Below are 4,758 nucleotides of genomic sequence, written 5' to 3'. Positions count from 1 at the left end.
GGTGAGATTTTCACATCAAGCAGTCAACTGGCCTGGGAATGCTATCAAGCTTGAACGGACTTTTTTCGGGGGACTCAGAATAGGCGTGTCACTATTTGAAGCAGTACCATCTCCGAGCTGGCCATAAAAACGGTTTTCCCCCCAAGCCCAAACTGTTCCACCCGTTTCTACAGCTACAGTATGATCGCTACCTGCTGCTATTAGGATCACATCCAACAAACCTGAAACCTGCACTGGGGTGAGCCTATTTTCAGTTGTTCCATCTCCAAGTTGTCCGCTACTGTTCGATCCCCAAGCCCAGATTGTCTTGTCTGACTTGACCGCAAGGGTGTGATTAGAGCCGGCTGCTATTTGGACCACATCTGACAAACCTTGAACCTGAACTGGAACATTGCTGTCATTTGTAGTGCCATCTCCAAGTTGTCCGTATAAGTTTTTCCCCCAAGTCCAGACTGTACCATCATTCTCCAGCGCAATAGTATGATGATAGCCAGTCGCAATTTGGGTTATATTTGTCGGACTGGAAAGCTGAAATGGTGTGTCGCTTCTATCTAAGGAATCATCTCCGAGTTGACCATAAACGTTCCAGCCCCAGGACCAGACTGTGCCATCAGATTTTAGCGCAATGCTATGAGAATATCCCGCCCCAACTTGAATTATATCCTTTAAACCAGAGGACTGAACAGGGAAAGAACTACTAATCCCAGAGCCGTTTCCAAGAACACCAGCCCCCCCGAATCCCCAAGCCCAAACAGTCCCATCATACTTTAATGCTACTGAATGATGACTTCCTGCTGCAATCATTGGTTCAACTGCGTTGGCGGGATGAACAAAAACTACAGAAAAAAGAGCTATGATAAGGATGCCAATTCTGCAGAACCAGCTTGTTTTTTTACCCATTTAGAGCCTCATTTGGCTATCTTCCAAGACAAGATTGTTTCTTACTCGAAAAGACTCGCTCAACAATGAAAGATATGTCCGCCTCAACACATCCAGCAATCACATATTTCCTTTTGGCAATATGATCATCACTCCCGCAACTGCGCCGGATAGCAGAGTTCCGGAGGACGCCACTCCACATAGCCGGAGAGGGGTTCTTCCGGGGTGAGGGGGATCAGGAGGGTGGTTTTGCCATCCTCCAGGACCGTCACCTCCTGCACTGCATCGTCATACCCTTCGGCCTCGACAGTGAGGGTCGCTTCGCCCAATTTTTGCGATAGCATGAAATCTGATATCGGGCTCAGAGTGGTGTAGCTGACCCGGTTGCCCGTGCCGTTGTGCTCCAACGCCACTGTAGCCCCAAAGACCTGCTCATTGGTATCCCTGTCATAGACATACCCCTCCACCATACCGACCCGATCGTTGGTGTTGTCGGCTTCGAAGCTCCACACCTCCCGGCTGTGGGTGGAGGCCCCATAGCCATCCACCGCAGTCACCCGCCAATGGTAGCTCACCCCATCCTCCAAACCATCGTCCGGCCCCACATAGGCGATGGGGCTCAGCAGCTCCTCTTGCTGGTGCACCACCGAAGTAAAATCATCCTCCTCGGCAATGGTCAGGGTGTAGGAGAGGGGGTCGTCCGGGTCGGGATCGGTGGCCGCTTCCCATTGAAACACCCCCGCGGTGCGAATCGAGGCGTTGTCCTCCGGGGAGAGCAGGCTGAAGGTGTTCGGGGGGTGATTGTCAGCGTAATCCTTATACACCACCGAGCGCTGCATGGGTGAAAGCGCATCGGTTTGGATATCCTTGGCAAAATAGTAGACCTCATACCGCCCCGGTTCATCAAAATAGTCGCTCTGCACACGCTCCCAGAGATCTTCCTCATCGGTGGATGTCATGGGCTCCTTGGTCAGATCCAGCTCCACCTGCTCCGTACCCTCCTGCTCCGGCAGCGCCTGGTTGGGAACGCGAATGGAGACCCAGGGTTGCGCGTTCAAGCGATCCGTATCGCTGACCGTGGCCAGCAAGGTGGCATCGTTGGTGTCGGCGTTGAGATAGAGGGTGTCGGTCACCGTGAGAATTTCTATCGGGTTGCCGGGGGCGTTGGTCACATGGTCGGTTCCGGTCCCCAGATAGAGATCCGCCGCCAGCGCCCCATCCCCGGAGGTGTCGTCCAGCACGTTGCTGCCCACCCCGTCGCCGTCATCGTCCAGGAGGGGATGTTGCAGGGCGTTGTCGAAGTAGGGCGCACCGGAGCTCTCCCACCAAGTGTTATCCTGGGTGAGGATTTCGGTATATTCGGTCGCGGTCTGAAACCCCTCTTTGAGGGACTCCCCGCGCCCCAAGGCCTTGAACAGCTCCTCCAAAAAATATTCCCCCACCCGCACACCATCATCCTCCCGAGGTCCCTTGAACGACACCTCAACTTCAGTGGCGCTGGTGACCACGATACGTTGGTCGCCGCTCAAAGAGTCGATAAAGCTCCCGGAATAACACGCCCCCACCACCACAACCCGGAACTGTTCCAACGCCTCCCCTTTAAGCTCCCCTTCCAATCCCATCAACCAGGCATCCACCTCATCAGGAGAAAGGGTCTCGGTGCTATCCAGATAGAAGGTGTCCTGATCCCCGTGATCCACCATGATCAGATAGAAAGGGGCGGGAGTGCCGTTCATGAGGGGGTGGATCTCCCCGGTGATGACCTCTTCGATAGCGGCTTTGGAGGGGTTCTCCACCTCGGTTTCGCCGTCAGGGCTCTCTCCATAACCAAAATACCAGATGTGGTCCGATTCAAATCCCCGCTCAATGAGGGCGTCGTAGATGCGGTCGGTGGTTTTGTTGTGGGCGGCTTGACCATCAGTGTCACTGGCGATCCGCCCCTGCACGATCACGGCAAATCCAGCCGCATCCCCCACCCAAAGGGTGTCGGAGGCACTGCTGCCAGCAAGAAATCCTTCGTCATCCAGATTGTAGGAGACGGTGATTTCATAGTGACCGGAAAGGCTGAACGCAGCCACCTCATCAAAGGTGAAAAAGCCGTTGGCGTCCGATTCGGTGGTATATTCCAGGGTCGCCCCTCTGGGATCGGTCACCAAAAGCACAATCTCCTGCGCCATGCTGACGCTACCACTACCCGGCAACGACAACCGCCCAAAAAAGGTCGCCTCCTCCCCCTGCAAAATCGCACTGCTGGACATCTCCAACGAAAGCTCGGTGGTCCACTGGCTGCCAGTGTAGGAGTAGAGAAAAAGCAGGTTGGTTTCTGTTTCGTTGCCGTTAAGATCAGTGGCTTTGACTGTAACGGAATAGATCTCTCCGGGTGCCCAGAGATTGTCATCAAACTCAAAACGCCATGTGCTCCAGTCCGAATCTGTGGTGGCATCGAGCCAAACTTCAGTAGATGACCAATACTGATAGCTGTTTCTTTCACTCAGAAAGTTCCCTAAACGGTCCGTAACCTGAACCTCAACTGCCCACATGCCCGCACCATAGTCGCTGGCACCGCCTATGAGATCTGGAACGACTAGAACAATGCTGTTGTTTTCAAGAGTGATGACATCCAGCTCAGGATTCCAATAATCCGCAGCGGCACTTGGGTCGGAGGGATCTGTGAAGTCCAAAAATTCATCAAAGTTGGAGAACCCATCGCCATCCAGATCCTCCTCCACATCAGATGCATTATCCGGATCCAGCCCATAATCTTCCTCATAGGAGTCAGGCAAACCATCTCCATCCCGATCCAACCCCATCAGGTTGAAGAGAGCTTCGCCGTTTTCACCCACAACAGGGAGAATGAACCGAATTTTTAATCCAAGCTGGTTGTAATAATTATCCCCCCAGGCCCAGAGGTTCCCATCCTCAGTTACTGCAACTGAATGCAGCCATCCTGCACTTGCCTGACTTACATCTGACAAATCCGGTATTTGAATTGGGGTTGCACTGTATTCGTAGGGATCAGTGCCAAGCTGGCTTGATGAGTTGATACCCCACCCCCACAGCGTTTTGTCCGACTTGATCGCCAAAGAATGGTGTGGGCCAGTTATAATTTGTTCTACATTTGATAGGCTGGAAATATTAATCGGCTCATGGGATTCATCTGTAGTACCGTCACCCAGTTGGCCGTAACCATTATAGCCCCATGCCCATACTGAACCGGTTGACTTTAAAGCAAACGCAGAATAATAACCTGCAGAAATTTGTGTTACACTATTCAATCCTTGAACTTCGGCAGGAATGGAGCTGTTTTCAGTAGAGCCATTTCCAAGTTGCCCTCTATTATTGTACCCCCAAGCCCAAACAGACCTATCCGACAAAGCCATGGAAAAGTTTCTGCCTGCAACGATTTGATCGACACCCGAAAGGGTCGAAACTTGGACTGGGGTCAAACTGTTCGTGAAAGTACTATCTCCCAGCTGGCCATATCTGTTGGATCCCCAAGCCCACACAGTTCCATCTGTTCCAAGGGCCAGGGTGTGATCTTCACCCGCAGCCACCTGAGCTACATTTGTCAACCCTTGGACCTGAACCGGAATGCTGCTGTCCTCTGTCGTGCCGTCACCAAGTTGACCATCATAGTTATCACCCCATGCCCAGACTGTACCATCCGTCTTTACAGCAGCAGTGTGGTACTCTCCCGCAGAAACATGGGCCACATCTGAAATATCTAGAGCTTCAGTAAGCAAAGAACGGTAGGCAGTATTGCCGTCCCCAAGCTGACCTTGATCATTATCCCCCCAACCCCAGGCCTGGGTTTCTGACGGGTAGACACGGAAATTTGTAAAATCCCGTTTTATAACGGGATGTTGTGCAGGTTATCCC

The 4,758-nt window shown here is 52.6% G+C and carries 2 protein-coding genes; both read right to left on the bottom strand.

The window, feature by feature from the left end:
* Positions 1-15: 15 nt before the first annotated feature.
* Complete coding sequence (locus HQL52_19985) at positions 16-900, bottom strand: hypothetical protein (GenBank protein ID MBF0371722.1); 885 nt, start codon at positions 898-900, stop codon at positions 16-18.
* 128 nt (positions 901-1,028) lie between these two features.
* On the bottom strand, positions 1,029-4,592 hold the full coding sequence (locus HQL52_19980) for a hypothetical protein (protein MBF0371721.1): 3,564 nt from the start codon (positions 4,590-4,592) through the stop codon (positions 1,029-1,031).
* Positions 4,593-4,758 lie beyond the last annotated feature (166 nt).

It is taken from the genome of Magnetococcales bacterium, from assembly GCA_015232395.1.
Lineage (GTDB): Bacteria > Pseudomonadota > Magnetococcia > Magnetococcales > JADFZT01 > JADFZT01.
Note: the sequence above shows the minus strand (reverse complement) of the source record. Positions and strands in the feature narration are given on the sequence as shown.

Bases quoted from the DNA above. Each gene is read 5' to 3' on its own strand.
- HQL52_19985 (MBF0371722.1), bottom strand. From the start codon at position 900: ATGGGTAAAAAAACAAGCTGGTTCTGCAGAATTGGCATCCTTATCATA.